The organism is Leifsonia sp. NPDC058194, assembly GCF_042883605.1.
Lineage (GTDB): Bacteria > Actinomycetota > Actinomycetes > Actinomycetales > Microbacteriaceae > Leifsonia.
Map to the genome: position 1 here is coordinate 56,724 of NZ_JBHVVL010000007.1, position 15,790 is coordinate 72,513.

Annotated in this window: 19 protein-coding genes; 10 read left to right on the forward strand and 9 right to left on the reverse strand. The window is 70.7% G+C overall.

Features of this window, described 5'->3' with window-relative positions; all coding sequences use genetic code 11:
- From ACFVU2_RS20295 to ACFVU2_RS20305, 3 genes are read right to left on the reverse strand one after another with little or no spacing between them, the layout of a single operon-like run.
- A complete protein-coding gene (locus tag ACFVU2_RS20295; protein WP_387878316.1) occupies window positions 1-816 on the reverse strand; it encodes an ABC transporter permease in 816 nt (271 codons plus the stop codon).
- Entirely contained in the window at window positions 813-1,805 is a 993-nt protein-coding gene (locus ACFVU2_RS20300) for an ABC transporter permease (RefSeq protein WP_387878616.1), read from the reverse strand. The genes ACFVU2_RS20295 and ACFVU2_RS20300 overlap by 4 nt, the downstream gene beginning before the upstream one ends.
- Window positions 1,784-2,923 carry an ABC transporter substrate-binding protein gene (locus ACFVU2_RS20305; protein ID WP_387878317.1) on the reverse strand — a complete coding sequence of 380 codons (1,140 nt, stop codon included), beginning with the start codon at window positions 2,921-2,923 and terminating at the stop codon, window positions 1,784-1,786. The genes ACFVU2_RS20300 and ACFVU2_RS20305 overlap by 22 nt, the downstream gene beginning before the upstream one ends.
- Before the next feature lie 151 nt (window positions 2,924-3,074).
- Between ACFVU2_RS20305 and ACFVU2_RS20310 the strand changes: the two genes are divergently transcribed.
- Both ACFVU2_RS20310 and ACFVU2_RS20315 read left to right on the forward strand, forming a co-directional pair.
- Window positions 3,075-4,313 carry a winged helix-turn-helix domain-containing protein gene (locus tag ACFVU2_RS20310; RefSeq protein ID WP_387878619.1) on the forward strand — a complete coding sequence of 413 codons (1,239 nt, stop codon included), beginning with the start codon at window positions 3,075-3,077 and terminating at the stop codon, window positions 4,311-4,313.
- Window positions 4,314-4,345: 32 nt separating this feature from the next.
- Complete coding sequence (locus ACFVU2_RS20315) at window positions 4,346-4,891, forward strand: AAA family ATPase (RefSeq protein WP_387878319.1); 546 nt, start codon at window positions 4,346-4,348, stop codon at window positions 4,889-4,891.
- Window positions 4,892-4,908: 17 nt separating this feature from the next.
- Here the strand turns inward: ACFVU2_RS20315 and ACFVU2_RS20320 are convergent, their stop codons facing one another.
- A complete protein-coding gene (locus tag ACFVU2_RS20320; protein WP_387878321.1) occupies window positions 4,909-5,820 on the reverse strand; it encodes a M48 family metalloprotease in 912 nt (303 codons plus the stop codon).
- Between the two features lie 7 nt (window positions 5,821-5,827).
- Entirely contained in the window at window positions 5,828-6,394 is a 567-nt protein-coding gene (locus tag ACFVU2_RS20325) for a LemA family protein (RefSeq protein ID WP_025158674.1), read from the reverse strand.
- A gap of 170 nt (window positions 6,395-6,564) precedes the next feature.
- Between ACFVU2_RS20325 and ACFVU2_RS20330 the strand changes: the two genes are divergently transcribed.
- The 8 genes from ACFVU2_RS20330 to ACFVU2_RS20365 all read left to right on the forward strand — a co-directional run bounded on the left by ACFVU2_RS20330 (window position 6,565) and on the right by ACFVU2_RS20365 (window position 11,178).
- Entirely contained in the window at window positions 6,565-7,209 is a 645-nt protein-coding gene (locus tag ACFVU2_RS20330) for a TetR family transcriptional regulator (RefSeq protein WP_387878322.1), read from the forward strand.
- A 47-nt stretch (window positions 7,210-7,256) separates the two neighbouring features.
- Window positions 7,257-8,042 carry an ABC transporter ATP-binding protein gene (locus ACFVU2_RS20335; RefSeq protein ID WP_387878325.1) on the forward strand — a complete coding sequence of 262 codons (786 nt, stop codon included), beginning with the start codon at window positions 7,257-7,259 and terminating at the stop codon, window positions 8,040-8,042.
- Window positions 8,039-8,773, forward strand: coding sequence for an ABC transporter permease (locus ACFVU2_RS20340; RefSeq protein ID WP_387878327.1), 735 nt, complete (start codon window positions 8,039-8,041; stop codon window positions 8,771-8,773). Before ACFVU2_RS20335 ends, ACFVU2_RS20340 begins: the two co-directional genes overlap by 4 nt.
- Before the next feature lie 69 nt (window positions 8,774-8,842).
- Window positions 8,843-9,133, forward strand: coding sequence for a WXG100 family type VII secretion target (locus ACFVU2_RS20345; protein ID WP_387878330.1), 291 nt, complete (start codon window positions 8,843-8,845; stop codon window positions 9,131-9,133).
- Window positions 9,124-9,663: a hypothetical protein gene (locus ACFVU2_RS20350; RefSeq protein WP_387878333.1), complete on the forward strand. Its 540-nt coding sequence runs from the start codon at window positions 9,124-9,126 to the stop codon at window positions 9,661-9,663. The genes ACFVU2_RS20345 and ACFVU2_RS20350 overlap by 10 nt, the downstream gene beginning before the upstream one ends.
- A complete protein-coding gene (locus ACFVU2_RS20355; RefSeq protein WP_387878335.1) occupies window positions 9,660-9,983 on the forward strand; it encodes a hypothetical protein in 324 nt (107 codons plus the stop codon). The genes ACFVU2_RS20350 and ACFVU2_RS20355 overlap by 4 nt, the downstream gene beginning before the upstream one ends.
- Window positions 9,980-10,741, forward strand: coding sequence for a hypothetical protein (locus ACFVU2_RS20360; protein WP_387878337.1), 762 nt, complete (start codon window positions 9,980-9,982; stop codon window positions 10,739-10,741). The genes ACFVU2_RS20355 and ACFVU2_RS20360 overlap by 4 nt, the downstream gene beginning before the upstream one ends.
- Window positions 10,738-11,178: a hypothetical protein gene (locus ACFVU2_RS20365; protein ID WP_387878340.1), complete on the forward strand. Its 441-nt coding sequence runs from the start codon at window positions 10,738-10,740 to the stop codon at window positions 11,176-11,178. The genes ACFVU2_RS20360 and ACFVU2_RS20365 overlap by 4 nt, the downstream gene beginning before the upstream one ends.
- A gap of 4 nt (window positions 11,179-11,182) precedes the next feature.
- Here ACFVU2_RS20365 and ACFVU2_RS20370 read toward each other — a convergent pair whose 3' ends face one another.
- From ACFVU2_RS20370 to ACFVU2_RS20385, 4 genes are read right to left on the reverse strand one after another with little or no spacing between them, the layout of a single operon-like run.
- Window positions 11,183-12,505: a D-arabinono-1,4-lactone oxidase gene (locus tag ACFVU2_RS20370; protein ID WP_387878343.1), complete on the reverse strand. Its 1,323-nt coding sequence runs from the start codon at window positions 12,503-12,505 to the stop codon at window positions 11,183-11,185.
- Window positions 12,502-13,767, reverse strand: a complete 1,266-nt coding sequence (locus ACFVU2_RS20375) for an amino acid deaminase/aldolase (protein ID WP_387878346.1) — start codon at window positions 13,765-13,767, stop codon at window positions 12,502-12,504. Before ACFVU2_RS20375 ends, ACFVU2_RS20370 begins: the two co-directional genes overlap by 4 nt.
- Window positions 13,767-15,023, reverse strand: coding sequence for an MFS transporter (locus ACFVU2_RS20380; protein ID WP_387878348.1), 1,257 nt, complete (start codon window positions 15,021-15,023; stop codon window positions 13,767-13,769). Before ACFVU2_RS20380 ends, ACFVU2_RS20375 begins: the two co-directional genes overlap by 1 nt.
- Window positions 15,020-15,694, reverse strand: a complete 675-nt coding sequence (locus ACFVU2_RS20385; RefSeq protein WP_387878351.1) for a TetR/AcrR family transcriptional regulator — start codon at window positions 15,692-15,694, stop codon at window positions 15,020-15,022. The genes ACFVU2_RS20380 and ACFVU2_RS20385 overlap by 4 nt, the downstream gene beginning before the upstream one ends.
- Between the last annotated feature and the right edge of the window lie 96 nt (window positions 15,695-15,790).

Below are 15,790 nucleotides of genomic sequence, written 5' to 3' on the forward strand. Positions count from 1 at the left end.
CTAGCCTTTCGGGATGCGCCGGCGGGCCGCGACGAGGCGGTCCACGACGACGAGGAGGACGAAGGCGAACACCAGCGCGAGCAGTGCGAAGATGACCGCGACGAACGGGTCGGACTGCGAGACGAGCAGCAGCGACGTCTGCAGGTTCACGCGGCTGAGCAGCGATGCGATGGTGAACTCGCCGAGCACGACGGCGACCGACAGCGCGGAGGCCGCGAGGATCCCGCGCCGGAGGTTCGGGACGATCGCGCGCCAGAACACGGACGCCCATCCGGCACCCAGCGACCGGGCGGCCTCGCTCAGCGTGATGAGATCGACGGCGGCGACATTGCCCTGGATCGCACGGTAGGCGTACGGGAGCACCGTGATGCCGTACGCGAACGCCAGCGTCCAGGTGCCGGAGCCGAAGATCTGCGTGACGACGGCGTAGGTCGGAGCCAGGCCCACGACCATCACGATCGCCGGGATCATGATCGGCAGCAGGCAGACGGCCTCCAGCAGCCTCCGGAGCCGGGCGAAGCGCAGCTCCACCAGGACCATCGTCGGCAGCAGCACCAGGAGCACGATCGCGACGGTCACGACCGCGAGCACGAGCGAGTTGCCGAGCCCCTGGTAGACGCGGTCGTAGCGCGTGGTCTCGCCGCTGAACACCGCCTCCCAGCGGTCGAAGCTGTAGACGCCCGGCTTCGCGGTGCGGAGGGTGAACTCCAGCATGGAGAGCAGCGGGATGAGGAAGAACAGTCCGAGCAGCGTCCAGATGATCGTGCGCGCGACCGGGCCGGGGCCCAGCCGCGGCTGCGCGGCGCCGCGGCTCATCGCTGCCACCGGGCGGTGCGCCGCACCAGCGCCGAGTAGGCGAGCATGACGACGACCATGACGACCAGCATCCCGAGCGCCATCGCACCCGCGAGGTTCGAGCGACCGAGGACCGTCTCGCTGATCAGCGCCTGGCGGATCTGCAGCGACACGATGTTGTTGGCCTGCCCCACGAGGGCCGCGGCGGTCGCGTACGACGAGAACGCGTTGGCGAACAGCAGCAGCAGGCTGCCCAGGAACGACGGGAGCAGGATGGGGCCGCCGACGCGCGTCCAGTAGGTCCAGCGGCTGCCGCCGAGGGTCGCCGTCGCCTCCAGCCATTGCGGCCGCAGGCCTTCGAGCGCGGGGAGGAAGGTGATAACCATGAGGGGGATCTGGAAGTAGAGGTACGGGAGGATGAGGCCGGGCACCGTGTAGAGCCAGACGCCGTTCTCGTAGATGTTGATGTGGAACTGGTTGCGCAGCAGCACGGTGACGAGTCCCTGGGCGCCGATCGTCGCGATGAACGCGAACGCGAGCATGACGCCGCCGAACTGGGCGAGGACGCTGCTGGCGGAGTCGACCAGGGAGCGGCCGAGGCCGCCCTGACGCGAGCCGAGCAGCGCGAAGCAGAGGGCCGCACCGGCGATCGCGCCGACGACGGCGGTCACCGCGGAGAGCCAGAACGCGCCGAAGAACGATCCGGCGATCGCAGGCTCGGCGAGACCGCTGAGGTTCGACCAGGTGAAGCGCCCCTCCCCGTCGACGAAGCCGCTGCCCACGGCGACGAGCGTCGGCACGGCCAGGAAGATCACGACGTAGAAGGCGAACGGGGTGAGCCCGAGCGCCGCGACGAGTCCGCGCGGCGGGCGGCGGGCGGATCCGGCGCGGCGCGCGCGCCGGGGGCCGGACGGCGACTGCCGCCGGGTCTCCCCGGCGGCAGCGCTGTCGACCGCCGACGCCGGAGCGTCAGCGAGGGTGCGGGTCATCAGCCGACCGCGTTGGCCCAGGTCGAGTTGAGGAGCGTGCCCGCGTCGGTGGCCTGCTTCTCGGTCATGACGGCGACCTCGTCGAGCTTGCCCGGGAACTCCTTGGTGTCCAGGGTCTTGGCCTTCTCCATCGCGTCGACGCGCGCCGGGTAGGCGCCGCCCTTCAGCCACGCGTTCTGAGCGGCGTCGCTGTAGAGGTACTCCTCCCACAGGCGGGCGGCCGCCGGGTGCGGGGCGTCCTTGTTGATGGCCTGGTTGTAGTAGCCGACGTACGCCTTGCCCGGCAGGACGACGTACTTCCAGTCGATACCGCCCGACTTGATCGTGTCGGAGGTGGTGTAGCCCTTCTGGTTGAACGACCAGTCGAGAAGCACCGGGGTCTCGCCCGAGGCGATGGTGTTCGGCTTGCCGTCGGCGGCGTTCCAGTTGCCCGCCGCCTTGAGCTTCGAGAACCAGTCGACGCCGGTCTTCAGGTCGTCGAGGCTTCCGCCGGCCTGGAGGGTCGCCCAGGCGACCGCACCGGCCGCAGCGGCCGCCTGGGTCGGGTTGCCGTTGAGCGCCACGGCGCCCTTGAACTCCGGCTTGAGCAGGTCGTCGAAGGACTTCGGCGCGGTCTTGATCTTGTTGGCGTCGTAGCCGACCGCCATCACGCCGTAGTAGCCGACCTTCCAGAGGCCGTCCTTCTCCTTCTGGTCGGTGGGGATGTCGTCCCAGCCGGTCGGCTTGTAGGCCGCGAAGTACTCGGTGTTGGCGAGCGCGACGGACGAGCCGATGTCGAAGGTGTCGGGAGCGGTGTCCTGACCCTTGAGCTTCTTGGCGGCGTCGATCTCCTCCTGGCTGGAGGCGCTGTCCTGGCTCGGGTTGATCGTGATGCCGTACTTCTTGGTGAAGCCGTCGAAGATCTCCTGGTAGTTCGCCCAGTCGCCCGGGGTCGCGATGATGTTGAGGCTGCCCTCTTTCTTCGCGGCGGCGACGAGTGCGTCCATGCCGCCGGCGGAGGCGACGTCGGTTGCGGTGGCCGCCGAGTTGCTGCCGGCGGTGCTGCTCGCGTCCGCTCCGCCGGAGCAGGCGGCGAGCGAGAGGGCGACCACGGTGGCCGCGGCCGCGAGGCCGGCGACGCGTGCGCGCTTGTTGATCACGGAATATCCTCCAGTGCACGGGTGAGAACGGGCGTGTGCCCGGTCCGACAGTCACCGTATGCAGGGCGGGAGTCGCGTGGGCCAGCGAGCGGTGACGCGCAGATGAACTCCCGGTGTCGGCCGTGGTCGGTAGGTTTGACCCGTGGTCGCACTGGTCTCCGCTGAACGGCTCTCCGCCGACGTCGTCTCCGCTGCGCTCGCGCGCCGGATCGCTCTGGGCGCGCAGGGCTTCGGCCGCCCGCGCCCGGAGGTGGTCGGCACGCGCCAGCTCAACGCGCTCGTGGACCGGCTCAACCTCCTGCAGATCGACTCGGTCAACGTGTTCGAGCGCAGCCACTACCTCCCCGCCTTCGCCCGGCTCGGCAGCTACGACAGGTCGCTTCTCGACCGGCTGACCTTCGACGCCCGCGGGCCACACACCGAGTACTGGGCGCACGAGGCGGCGTTCATGCGCAAGGACGACTGGCCGCTCTTCCGCTGGCGCATGGAGGCGTACCGCGCACGCTACGGCGCGGCGGACGGCTGGTTCGATGCCAACCGCGAGACGGTCGAGTGGCTGCGCCGGGAGCTCGCCGCCAACGGCCCCCTCGCCGCGAGCGAGATCGAGCACGACGCCAATACACGCACGGGACCCTGGTGGGGATGGTCGGCCGTGAAGCGCGCGCTGGAGTTCCTCTTCCTCTTCGGCGAGGTCGCGATCGCGGGCCGCACGCGGTTCCAGCGCCGCTACGCCCTCGTGGAGGATGTGCTCGACGCGCGCATCCTCGAACGCTCCGTCTCCACGGAGGACTCGGTGCGCGAACTGATCCGCCGCTCCGCCGTCGCGCACGGCATCGGCACCGCGAAAGACTTCGCCGACTACTACCGCATCAAGGTCGCACCGGCGATGGCCGCCATCCGTGATCTGGAGGACTCCGGCGAGCTGGTCCCGGTCCGCGTGCCCGGGTGGGAGTCCGCCGGGCGCCCCGCATCCGCCTGGATGCACCGTGACGCCCGCCGTCCGCGCCGCATCGAGGGAGCGGCGCTGCTCTCCCCCTTCGATCCGGTCGTGTGGTTCCGCGACCGCGGTCTGCGGCTCTTCGACTTCCACTACCGCATCGAGATCTACACGCCGGCCCCGCAGCGCATCTACGGCTACTACTCGCTGCCGATCCTGCTCGACGACGCAGTCGTGGGGCGCATCGACCTCAAGAGCGACCGGCAGGCCGGGGTGCTTCGCGTGCAGTCCGCGTGGACGGAGCCCGGCGCGCCCACCGCGACCGCGGAGCGACTCGGTCCACTGCTGGCTGAGACCGCGGCCTGGCAGGGCCTCGGAAGTGTGGAGGTCTCACCCGCCGCACGCGGCGACCTCGTGCCGGCCCTCAGCGCCGAACTCGCGCTTCTGCGCTGACCGAGGACGCCGGGCACCGCTAGGGTGACGGCATGCGGATCGTCGTCTCCGGGACCCACGCCAGCGGCAAGAGCACCCTCCTCTCCGACTTCGCCCTCCGGCACCCGGACTACACCGTGCTTCCCGACCCGTTCGACCTCGTCGACGAAGCCTGGGACAGCCCCTCCCCCGCGCTGTTCGCCTCGCAACTGCGGCTCGCGGCGGATCGGCTCGACCCCGGGCACGACACGGGCGATGTCATCGCCGAGCGCGGCCCCCTCGACTTCCTCGCCTATCTGATCGCCCTCGGCGAGACGACGGGCGTCTCCAGCGCGCCCGCACTCCTCGAGCGCTCCGCGGAGATCACCGCCGCGGCGATGCAGCACGTCGACCTGCTCGTCGTGCTGCCGCTGACTGCGGCCGATCCGATCGACGTGGGCGACGATGAGGACCCTGAGCTGCGGAGCGCGATGGACGACGTGCTCCTGGAGCTCGTCGACGACCCCGACCTCGTGGGTACACACGTGCGCATCGCCGAGCTCGTCGGCTCACCCGAGGAGAGGCTCGCCCGGCTTGAAGCCCTCGTCGGCGTGCGCTGAGTGCCGCCGACGCCCTCTTAGAAGCCGGCGCCCATCTTCTCGAGGCGCTCGACGCGCTCGGGGATCGGCGGGTGGGTGCTGAACAGGCGGCTCATCAGGCTCGGCTTCAGCGGCTCGGCGATCCAGAGGTGCGCCATGGAGGTGTTCTGCTTGCGCATCGGCTGCGCGTACGTCTCCAGCTTGAGCAGTGCGCTGGCGAGGGCGTCCGGGTGACGCGTGGTCATCGCACCGGTCGCGTCGGCCAGGTACTCGCGCTGGCGCGACACGGCGAGCTGGATGAGGGTAGCCAGCAGCGGCGCCACGATCGCGGCGACGAGGCCGAAGATCAGGATGACGGGGTTGCCACCGCCGCCGCCCCCGTTGTTGTTGTTGCCGCCGCGGTTGTTGCCGCCGATGGCGCCGAAGAACGCCATCCGCATGAAGATGTCGGCGACGAGCCCGATCGCGACGGTCAGGCCGAAGACGATCATGGAGAGCCGGATGTCGTAATTGCGCACGTGCCCGAGCTCATGCGCCATCACGCCCTCCAGCTCGGCGTCGTTCATGATGTCGAGCAGCCCCGTGGTCGCGGCGACGGAGGCGTGCTGCGGATCACGCCCGGTGGCGAACGCGTTGGGCGCCGGGTCGTTGACGATGTAGACCGCCGGCATCGGCGTCCCCGTCGTGATCGCGAGGTTCTCGACGACGTTCCAGAGGCGCGGGTTGTCGGCCTTCGTGATCGGCACGGCACCGGACATGCTCAGCGCCTGGCTGCTCGCCATGAAGTACTGGAACACCGAGAACAGCACGGCCCCGATGACGATCACGATGAAGATCGTCCAGCTGTTGTAGAGGTACGCGGCCAGCCAGCCGAGCGCGCCGATGATGATCAGGAACAGCAGGATGATGAAGACGGTGTTGCGCTTGTTCCTGGCGATCGCTCTGTACATCGAAGCCCTAGAACTGGACGCGCGGAGGTTCGGCGATCGCGGCGAGGTTCTCGACCTCGAAGAAGTCGCGCTCGCTGAAGCCCAGGCGGCGGGCGAAGAGGTTGTTCGGGAACACCTTGATCTTCGTGTTGAACTCGCGCACTCCACCGTTGTAGAAGCGGCGCGAGGCCTGGATCTTGTCCTCGGTGTCGACCAGGTCGGCCTGCAGCCGGAGGAAGTTCTGGCTCGCCTGCAGCTGCGGGTAGGCCTCGGCCACCGCGAAGATGCTCTTCAGGGCGGACTGCATGTGGCCCTCGGCCACGGAGGCGTCGGCCGGACCCTGGGCGGACAGCGTCTCGGCGCGCGCCTGCGTCACCGCTTCGAAGACGCCCTTCTCGTGCGCCGCATAGCCCTTGACCGTCTCGATGAGGTTCGGGATGAGGTCGGCACGGCGCTTGAGCTGCACGGTGATGTCGCTCCACGCCTCGTCCACACGCACCTTGAGGGTCACGAGGGAGTTGTAGGTGGCCCACAGGTAGATCCCGATGATCGCGACGATCACGACGACGATGATGACCGGAATGAGCCATTCCATTTTCGGGTACTCCTTGCGTGGGGTGCGGACTTTTCGAGCGCACGATCATCCTAACGGCGGCGTGGGGGCCTCCCACCGCGTTCCCATGACTCTCAAAGCTAGGTGGAGGGGTGTTCGCACGGAAGGCGGAGGAGCCGGGGAGGCGACGGACCGAGGTGCACAATGGAGGCGTGAGCGAGGTGACCGAGCGGCGCGGGCGTGGCCGGCCGCGCAAAGCGCGTGGGACGGCCTCCGCGCGCGACGCGATCGTGCGGGCTGCGGCGGAGGAGTTCGTCGAGCGCGGCTACGACGCCACGTCCCTGCGTGCGGTCGCCCGCCGGGCGGGCGTCGACTCCGCTCTCGTCCATCACTACTTCGACGGCAAGCCCGCCCTGTTCGCGGCCGCGCTGGAGGCTCCGCTGCGGCCCGATCGCGTGCTGGACGTCGTGCTCAGCGCCCCGCGCGCGGAGATCGGCGAGCGGCTCGTCCGGTACCTCTGCGAGCAGCTCGACGACGGCCCGGCCGCGGGGCGGATGGTCGTCGTGCTCCGCACGGCGCTGGGCAGCGGCCCCGGGACGCGGATGGTGCGGGAGTTCCTCACCCGAGAGGTCTTCTCCCGGCTCGCGGCGCTCAACGAGGGCGCCGGCGACGCCGGACTGCGCGCAGACCTCGCGGCGGCGCAGATCGTCGGACTCATCGTCACCCGGTACGTGCTGAAGCTCGATCCGGTGGCCACGACGCCGGCGGACGAGCTGGCGCGGCGCGTCGGCCCGGTCCTGCAGTGGCATCTCTTCGGAGACCCCGCGATCGCGCGGGGAGAGGCGAGCGAGGTCTGACGATCCCCTCTTGACCGGGGCGCGGGCGGCGGCGAATAATTCATCACATGATGAATTCCTCATCGAACACCGACGACGCCGCCACCGCCACCGCCGCCGCCGTCGTCGTCGACGCTCTCCGGGTGAGACGCGGCCGGACGACGGTGATCGACGGCCTGTCCGTCTCCGTCCCGCGCGGCCAGGTCGTGGGCCTCCTCGGGCCGAGCGGCTGCGGCAAGACGACCCTCATGCGCTCGATCGTGGGCGTGCAGCGGGTCGCGGGCGGCGAGGTCACGGTGCTGGGTCAGCCGGCGGGGTCGGCCGCACTCCGGCACCGGGTCGGCTACGTGACGCAGGCCGCGAGCGTCTACGACGATCTGACCGTGGCGCAGAACCTCCAGTACTTCCGTCGGGTGCTCGGCGCGGGGGCGGACGACGTCGACCGCGCGATCGAGGCGACGGACCTGGGCGGGAACGCACGGCAGCTGGTCTCCACCCTCTCCGGCGGCCAGCGCAGCCGCGTCTCGCTCGCCGCCGCACTGCTGGGCTCCCCCGACGTGCTGGTGCTCGACGAGCCCACGGTCGGGCTGGACCCGCTGCTGCGGGCCGATCTCTGGGGACTGTTCCACCGCCTCGCGGAGGGCGGGACGAGCCTCCTGATCTCCAGCCACGTCATGGACGAGGCGACCCGCTGCGACCGGCTGCTGCTGATGCGGGAGGGGGCCATCATCGCCGACAGCACGCCCGAGGAGCTGCTGGCCGAGACCGGCGCCTCCGATGCCGAGGGCGCCTTCCTCGCACTGCTGCGACGGCGCCATCCGCGGCACGAGCTGACCGGCGAGGAGGAGCGATGAACGCGACCCGCACCTTCGCGACGACCGGGCGCGTCCTGACCCAGATCCGCCACGACCCGCGCACCGTCGCCCTGCTCGTCCTCGTCCCTGCGCTGCTCACCGGGCTCGTGGCGTGGATCTTCACCGACACGAACGTGTTCCAGACCATCGGCCCGGCGATGCTGGCGCTCTTCCCGTTCATCGTGATGTTCCTCGTCACGAGCATCACGACGCTGCGGGAGCGGCGCACCGGCACGCTGGAGCGACTCCTCTCCATGCCGCTCGGCAAGGGCGACTTCATCCTGGGCTACACCCTCGCCTTCGCCGTCCTGGCGATCGTGCAGTCGTGCGTCGCGGTCGGTTTCGCGGTCTGGGTCTGCGGGCTCGACATCGCCGGGAACGTCTGGCTGCTCCTGGCGGTGGCGGTGTCGGACGCCGTCCTGGGCACGACGCTGGGGCTTCTCGTGAGCGCCTTCGCCCGCACGGAGTTCCAGGTCGTGCAGTTCATGCCGGTCATCGTGTTCCCGCAGATCCTGCTCGGCGGGATCTTCCTCCCGCGCGACCAGCTCCCGGACGTGCTGCACGCGATCAGCGACTGGCTCCCCCTCTCCCACGCCATCGACGCCCTGAACGCCGTCGCGACCGATTCGCACGACGCGGCCTACATCGGCGGCGAGCTGCTCATCATCGGCGCGTTCGCACTGGGCGCCGTGGTGCTGGGAGCGCTGACGCTCCAGCGCCGGACTCCCTGATCGCAGACGCCCGACACCCGTGCTGGCACGGATGGGCACGGCCCGGAACCCGGGGCTAGGGTGGAACGCGTGAGCGTCGAGTACGGAATGGAACTCGGCGGTATGGGGGCTCTTGTGGACAAGCTGCGCTCTGCCGTCCGGGACATCGAAACGGAACTGTCCACCCTGGACGAGGAGGCCGCGCGGCTCCGCTCCTCCTGGACCGGCGAGGCATCGGCCGCTTACGACCGGGTGCACGCCGAGTGGACGCAGTCCCTGAGTGCGCTGAACGCCGCTCTCGACCGGTCCGCGTCGGCCGCGGAGAACGCGGTCGGTCGGCACCTGGCGGCGCGGGCGGAGGTGGCGAAGCTGTGGCAGTGAGACCCGAGCTCGACGCGGACCCGGCGGCGCGGTCGCGGCGGCTGCTCGCCGAGGCGCGCACCGTCCAGGCCGACCTCGCCGCCTTCCTCTCGTCGTCGCGCGCGCAGCTCGCAGAGGGCTTCGGGCCGCCGGCGGTCACCGCCGAGTACGGTGCGGACGGCGTGCTCGCCTACCTCCGGATCGACGGCGAGGCCCGCAAGCAGCTCAGCGAGGCCCAGCTCCTGGCTCAGCTCGAGGCGGCGCTCATCGTGAGCCCGGCCGTCGGAGTCGGCCGCGATCCGCACGCGCTCGCGGCCCGGCTGAACGCCCTGGTCGCCTCCGCCGCCGCCCGCACGGAACGCCTGCCCCGGGACGAGTTCTCGACCCGCGACGGCGCACTCACGCTGCAGAGCGTCGACGGACGTCCGGTCGGCGTCACGACGCGCCCCGGCTGGGTCCTGTCCGAGCCGTCCACGGAGCTCGGCGCGACGATCGTCCGACTCGCACGACAGGCGGCCGCGGCCGCCGAAGACGAAAGGGGGACGGTGTGACCGACACCGTGGTCATCAACGGAGCCGTCCTCGAGAAGGACGCCGAGAGCGTGTGGCAGGCCGGCGCCGACACGCTGAAGGGGATGGAGGACGCGCTTCCCACCATCGCTGCCCCTGACTTCTCGATCATCCCCGGCGGCCAGGAGGCGGCGAAGCTCTACGTGACCGCCCGCCAGGCGCTGTCGGACTACATCGCCGGCGGCCAGAGCGAGTTCCTCGCGTTCGAGCACCTGCTGCTGCAGACCGCGATCGCCTACGGCAAAGCGCACGGCGCGACCGTCGACGACATCACCCGCATGGAGAAGGAGCTCGAATCATGAGCTACGTCGACGTCATCCGCGACCAGATCGTCGAGCAGCTGGAGTCGGGCAAGAAGGGCCTCGACTGGATCGATGCCAACGGCCCCTCGATCATCCGCACGGCGCTGAACATGTATCTCGACACGGTCCTCCACCTGCCGGTCCCCGGTTTCGTCACCGACCGGCTGGCGAACGAGGCCATCGAGAAGATGCACGAGGCGACGAAGGAGATCCGAAAGTCGCTCGACGAAGCGGAACGGCAGATCGCCTACGTGGGCAGCCCCGACCGGCTCCGTGCGGCGGCCTCCGCCATCGGCGACAAGGTCGTCACGCCGGCGCGCGGCCTCGCCTCCGGCATCGTCCTCGGCAAGCTGCCGTCGACCTCCCCGTCCAACTGGAACGACGGGGAGGCCAGCGGGAACTACGTGCGCGCCGTGGACGGCCGCGACGACGCGGTGACCGCGATCGACACCTACGCGAACCCGATCTCGTCGGCGCTCGACGACCTGGCCGACGCCATCGAGAACTACTACCTCGCGCTGCTCGCGGCGGTCGTCGGGGTGTGCACGTTCATCCTCAGCATGGTCGAGACCATCCTGAGCCTGGTCGGCGTCATCACGGCACCGGCGGCCATCATCGGCGTCGTCGGGATGCTGCTCGGCGGGATCACCGCAGGCATCGCCATCTTCCAGCTCGCGGTCACCGCCGAGCAGAACGCGCGATCCATCACCGGCGGCCTGAGCGGCGAGATCCCCGACTGGCCGCGGGTGCTCGCGTGAGCGCCCCGGCGACGTCGGGCGTCGCGCTCCCGGACGCCTTCGGCGGCGCGATCCGCACCTGGCGGATCATCGGCGTCGCCGCGCTCGTCCTGGCGATCCTCGGCGCCTTCGCCGTGCTCGCCCTGCTATTCGTCGCGCTCTACGCGCACGACTACGCGCCGCTGCTCGTCAGCGGGCTGGTGACGGCGGTGCTCGCCGTGGTCGGGATCGTCTCGGTGTTCGTGGTGCTCGCGAAGCAGAGCGATCAGCGCAACGCCCTGTCCGACGCCCTCACGCTCGGCGGCCACCCGGGAGTCGACGTCCGTCGGCTCCAGGCCGGCCGCCCGGTCCCGTCGCCGCAGGGTGTCGAGCTGCGGCTGCGTCGCGAGAAGGACGACGCGGGAGCACCCTGGCTGCTTGTCGACGCGTACGCCTACGCGCCGCGCCCGACGGCGTAGCGGCCTACTCCCCCAGCACCCGCCGCAGGTAGCTGTTCTCGAAGCGGCGTTCGGGGTCCAGTCGGTCGCGTACGGCGAGGAAGTCGTCGAAGCGCGGGTAGACCGCGCGCAGCGAGTCCGCGTCGCGATAGTGCATCTTGCCCCAGTGCGGTCGACCGCCGTGCGCCGTCATGATCTCTTCAACCGCGTGGAAGTACGCGCTCGGGTCCTCCCGGTAGTACCGGTGCACCGCGATGTAGCCGGTCTCGCGACCGTACGCGGTCGAGAGCCAGTTCTCGTCGGCGGCGGCCGACCGCACCTCGATCGGGAACGAGATGCGCCAGCCGCGCTTCTCGATGAGCGCCTTGACGTCGGCGAGCGCCTCGGGCACCGCGTCGCGCGGGATCGCGTACTCCATCTCGCGGAAGCGCACCGTGCGATTGGTGACGTAGACGCGCGGCGAGTGGTCGGTGAAGTCGCGGTTGCCGGTCAGCTTCTGGGCGAGGCGACTGAACGGCGGGACGATCGCGGGGACGGCGGTGCCCACGGCACATACGCCGCGGTAGAGGCCGTTCGCGAGCAGTTCGTCGTCCATCCAGCGCCCGACCGGCGAAAGCGGCGCGCGCTGCTCCGTGAGCGGGAGCCGGGTGTTGGTCTTGGTGAGCGCCGTCTCGGTGTGCGGGAACCAGTAGAACTCGAAGTGGTCCTCGGCGGCCGAGCGGTCGAGGTAGCCGTCGAGCACATCCTGCAGCGGCTCCGGCCGCTCCACCGCCTTGAGCAGGAACGCGGGGACGCACTGGATCGTGACATCGAGGATGACCCCGAGCGCACCGAGTCCGAGACGGGCGGCGGGCAGCAGATCGGCGTTCTCCGTCTCGGTGATGCGCAGGACCTCCCCCGAGCCGATCACGAGTGTGAGGGCGACGATCTGGGTGGCGAGGCCGCCGAACGAGCCGCCGGTGCCGTGGGTGCCGGTGGAGGTCGCCCCTGCGATGGTCTGGCGGTCGATGTCGCCCATGTTCTGCAGGGCGAGGCCGTGCGGGCGCAGCAGTGCGGGGAGCTGGTGGAGGTGGGTGCCGGCCGCGAGGGTGACGCGGCCGCGCTCGAGGTCCACGTCGAGCACGCCGCTGAGGCCTTCGAGGTCGAGGAGCACGCCGGGTGCGGCCGAGATCGCCGTGAAGCTGTGCCCGGCTCCGATCGCTTTGACACGCATGCCCTGTCTCGCGGCAGCCGCGACCGCGCGCTGCACGGCCTCCGGGGTCGCCGGGCGCTCGATGCGCTGCGGGCGGATGGACTCGCTGCGCCCCCAGTTGCGCCAGACGCCGGTGCGCGCATCGACCGCCGTCACAGGAACACCTTGCCCTCGCCGCGGTAGCTCGGGGTCTCGCCGACCACGGTCGCGCGCCCGTCGACGGCATCCACCAGGTGGAACACGTCGACGTGCTCGCTCAGCTCGCCGGACTTGGTGTGACGCAGCCACACCCGATCGCCGACGCGCAGCACGCTCGCCGCGGCTCCGGTGAGCGGGGTCTGCACCTCGCCCGCCATCTCGCGGTCGACCATCGACAGCCCGGTCGGCCAGACCACCTTCGGCATCCGGTCGGCTCCGGGCGGCCCGGAGGCGATCCAGCCGCCGCCGAGCAGGGTCGCGATGTCGGGTCCGGGGCGCCGCACGACGGAGAGGGCGAACGACGCCGCCGGTGCCGGCCGGAACCCGCGGTAGGTGTCGAACAGATGGCCGCCGAACAGACCGCTCCCGGCGGCGATCTCGGTGACGGCGTCGTCTCGGGAGGTGAACTCGAGGGAGCCCGTCCCGCCGCCGTTGACGAACTCGAGGTCGGCGAGCGCCCGCACGGCTGCGACGGCCTCTCCGCGGCGCGTGAGGAGCTCCTCCTGGGAGTTCTTCTGCATCCAGCGCAGCGTCGCGCCCCAGGCTGGCCGGCCGGAGGGGTTGTCGCCCTGCCCGGCGATCTGCGCCTCGTACCCCATCATCCCGACCAGATGGAAGCCCGGGCGGCGGACGATCTCTTCGGCGACGGCGCGCACCTCCTCGACCGTGTGGAGCGGCGAGCGGAAGACGCCGATGTGGCCGAGGACCGGGGCGTTCCACGACGAGTCCAGCTCGAGGCAGAGGCGGATGCTCTCGCGCTCCGCGGGCGGGACGACGGCGTCGATCAGGTCGAGGTGGGCGATCGAGTCGACCATCAGCGTGACCCGGGCGGCGAGCTCGGGAGAGTGCGCCAGGCGGGCGATCGCGCCGCGGTCCGCCGTCGGGTACCCCACGACGACGTCATCGATCGGCGGGTGCTCCGCGTCGCCCTCCGCCAGCCACAGGGCCTCCGGGAGGGTGTACGCCAGCACTCCCGCATAGCCCGGCAGTGCGAGCACGGCGTCGAGCACCGAGCGTACCCGCACGGACTTCGACGCGACCCGGATGGGCTTGCCCCCGGCCCGCCGCAGCATGTCGTGCGTGTTGTGTCGCAGGGCCGGCAGGTGCAGCACCGCGAGCGCCGGGTCGAGCCGGGTGGTCGCCGCGGAGAGCGACGGCCAGAACACGTCGGGCGTCGTCCAGGTGCGCTCGGCGGGGGTGGGTGGGGTGGTCAGATCCATCAGCGGACCGCTTTCACTCGGGCGACCGCGAGAGCACCCGCGAACGCGAACAATCCGGACAGGATGAAGAGACCCATGAACCCGCCGAGCGCGGCGACGATGCCGGCGCCGATCAGGGGCGCCATCGCCTGCGGGACCGCGGTGGCGATGTTCATGATGCCGAGGTCCTTGCCGCGGCTCTCGGGGTCGGGGAGCACCTGGGTGGCGAGGGCCTGGTCGACCGAGAGGAAGCAGCCGTAGCCGAGGCCGAGGAGGCCCGCCGCGATCATCGCGGCCGACAGCTCCGGCACGAACGCCAGCAGGAGGGCGGCGACGCCCTGGATGGCCGAGGAGAGGAAGACGAACGCCTTGCGCTTCCCGAGCTTGTCCGAGAGCCGGCCGAACACCAGCGACGCGATGATGACGAACACCATGTAGATGAGGATCAGGATCAGGAGGTCGTCGTCCGCGTCCGGGTCTTTCAGGCCGAACTCGAGGAAGTAAAGCAGCAGGGACGTGCCGAACGCGTTTCCGAAGTTGACCAGGATGCGGCTGAGCAGCGTCCAGCCGAAGTCGGGGTGCTCCCGCGGGCTGATCCAGAGCCCCTCGATGAGGCTGCGCGCCGTCATCGGCTGGCGGAGCGCCTTCGGGAGCACGGCGTCGGGCAGGAAGAGGAACGGCAGCACCAGGATCAGCAGGAGCACCGCCATCGCCGCGTAGCCGACGACGGCGCCCACGAAGACGTAGGTGACGAGCGAGACGCCGAGGATGATGCCGATGGCCTGCGGGGCGCTGATCCAGCCCGACACGTAGCCGCGCTGCGCGACGGGCACCTGATCGCTGATCGTCGCGGTGAGTGCGGCGGTCAGGACGCAGAACCCGGTGAGCGCGAGGGACCAGAAGACGCCGATGCCGACGATCGTGGTCTGCAGACCGAGCAGGAGCAGGGAGGCCGCGAAGAGCAGCGCGCCGCCGGCGATCCAGGGGCGGCGCCGGCCGAACCTGCTCGTCGTGCGGTCCGAGAGGGCCCCGGTGAGCGGATAGGCGATGATCGCGCAGACGCCCGAGATCCCGGAGATGATCCCGAAGACGACGACGTTGTCGACCCAGTAGGTGGTGTGCAGCTGCGCCTGCACCTGATCGGGCAGGAGCTTCTGGATGGGCGCCAGCTGCGCCATCCACACGCCCAGCCAGGCGATCGCGAAGAACGCGATCCAGTGGCCCGGGATGCGGCGGGTCGGTTCGGCGAAGACCGCCGGGGTGGATGTCTCGGTCATCGGGCACCTGCGTTCGGGAGGAGGGATTCGGAGGGTGACGCGGGCGGTGCAGATGGTGCGGGCGATGCGGATGGTGCAGGCGTCGCGAGGGCGGCGAGCGCCTGGGCGGCGAAATCGATGGTGGCGGCCGCCGCGCGGTCGTCGCGTGTGGCGAGCCAGGCGACGGTGAGGCCGTCGGTCAGGGTGACGAGCAGCCGCGCGACGTCGGCGAGCGGGAGGGACCACGTGCTGCCGGTGAGCCGGGCGGCATCCTCGGCCGCGCGCTCGGCGACCTCGTAGTAGCGCTCGTACTGCCGCCGTGCGAGGGGCGCGAACCCCGGTTCACGGAGCGCCCACTGCGTCAGCTCGAACATCGCCTTCTCGCGGTCCGGGTCGGCGCGGACCCCGGCGAAGTAGTGCTCCAGCCCGCTGCGGACCGCGTCGCGCAGGTCGGCGGGCGCCGGTTCGAACGCCGGGGCGAGGTCGGACTGCTCCCCCGCGACGGCGACGTCGACGAGTTCGGCCATCAGCTCGTCGCGGGAGGAGAACACGTAGTGGAAGCTCGCCAGCGGCATGCCGGCCTCGGCCACGATGCGGCGCGTGGTGGCCGCGGCGACGCCGTCGCGGGCGACGACCCGGAGGGCAGCCTGGACGAGGGCGGTGCGACGAGCTGCGGGTGGGATGCGCGTCATCGGAGTCTCCTCGGGATGCCTCGTGCGACGGTGCACGAGAAAGTGGGACGGTTGACCCAGATGTCAGTATGCCCCAAATCCGGCCGGGTGGTTTGA